This is a genomic window from Protofrankia sp. CiP3, from assembly GCF_917627345.1.
Taxonomy (GTDB): domain Bacteria; phylum Actinomycetota; class Actinomycetes; order Frankiales; family Frankiaceae; genus Protofrankia.
In genome coordinates this window covers 3,362-5,016 of the sequence record NZ_CAKJTM010000201.1, presented here as the reverse complement: position 1 = coordinate 5,016, position 1,655 = coordinate 3,362, and the positions used below count along the sequence as shown (strand labels likewise).

Here is a 1,655-nt window from a genome sequence, read left to right as displayed (position 1 = left end):
GTTTGAGATCGGGCTTTCGATCAGTGAGCCGGAATGACGATCTCAAACGCGCTCTAAGAGCGACCGACAAGAGGGGAAGCGGCATCGCGGGGTTATCGCGGGGGTCGGGGCACATACCTCGCGGCATCACTCCCCATCCATCGCCGCGCGGGGCGCGGGCACCCCGGCTCGTCGGTCGACGCCCATCACCTCCGGCGCCTCGCGATACACGCACCCCAGCCCCGCTCCCTGATCCACACCCTCTTGCCGGGCGCTTTCAATCGAACGGAAGCATATGTCCGGTTCACCTGGATGTCTATTCACAATAATTCAGAATTATTAATCCACAACGCGACGAATAAGGCCTTGGAGCAACACCAGGCCGCGAGTTCGTCATTGCGGATAATCACCCTCCGGATATTACGCGCAGGACCGAGTACGCAACGTGCCGAATTTCCGCCCCCAACCGCATGCAGGCCGACGAATACTGGCCGCGACGGAATCCAAAAAATCAAGAAGTCCGCGGGCGCTCACCAGAAACACAACAATCGACCAACCATTGACAACCAGTCAGTCAGGTCCGGTAGATCGTCGGATCCGCACGGCTGAAGTCGGCTGGGGTCAGCTGGGGTCAGCTGGGGTCAGCTGGGGTCAGCTGGTTCGGTGGCTCACTGGATGATCGGGACATTCGGCTGTGGCCGGCCGGGTCGTGGTTTCCGGGCACGGCCCACGGGGGAATCGTCCAGGCCCGACGGGATGCGCCAGGGCTCAATGCCCCCTTGCGCGTCTGACGACCTCCTCATCTGTCAACGGAGATGCCGGGTGGTGACTCAGACAGAGCGGGGTACGGATCTTCTCAAAGGTCAGGGACTCGCTGGTGGCGTAGAACTCACCAACTCCAAGCTGGCCGATGTCCGGCGCGTCGCCACCCTTGTTGCGGGCAATCGCTCGGGCCGTGTCAATTTGCACCGGGCTGCTGAGCCGGCCGAAGAACTGCGTGGTGGCGTTTCCCGGGATGCTGTTGTGCAGGCCTTTCGGGTGCTGGGTGGCGAAGAGCAGACCGAGGCCGTACTTGCGGGCCTGCGAGGCGAGAGCGAGAGTGCTCGCCGTGCAGGCGGTGCCCGCGCCGGACGGGGCAAATATCTGCGCCTCATCCATCACGAACAGACCGCCGAGCGACCGGTCGACGGCCGGATTCTTCTTGGCCCACGCGAACAGGGCCATCTGTAGTTGGTTGACGAAGCTCTGCCGCTGATCATCGTTGGGCAGGCCGACAAGACTGATCATCGAGATGCGGGCTCGCCTACCGGCCGGCGGGGTCAGCAGCACGGCGGGGTCCATCGGCTGACCGTCGCCACCAAACAGCGGGTCATTGACCATCGCGGCTCTCAGGTCCTGCGCCAGGCTCTTCGCGTACTTGTCATGGGGGTCGAGAGTGGTCACACCATCCGGCAGGTCGGCCAGCAGATCCGCGAAGGAGCTGAGGCTGGTACGGCTGCCGTGGGCGAAGTGCTCCAACGCGGCCCTGAGCACGGCTCGGCTGATGTTCGCCCTGCTTGTGCGGCCGTCGACACCGGCCCGAACCGCCAGCGTGGCCACGGCCGCATCGATCGCCGCGTCAAACTCGTCCTGGTCGTCCCGTATGCTCGCGAAGTCGGGCAACGGCTGGAGGCTTA

The 1,655-nt window shown here is 63.9% G+C and carries 1 protein-coding gene; it reads right to left on the bottom strand.

What is annotated here, in order from left to right; all coding sequences use genetic code 11:
- Window positions 1-747: 747 nt before the first annotated feature.
- Window positions 748-1,655: ATP-binding protein (locus MJ797_RS26160; protein WP_374583011.1), on the bottom strand; the 908-nt coding region annotated here is incomplete at its 5' end.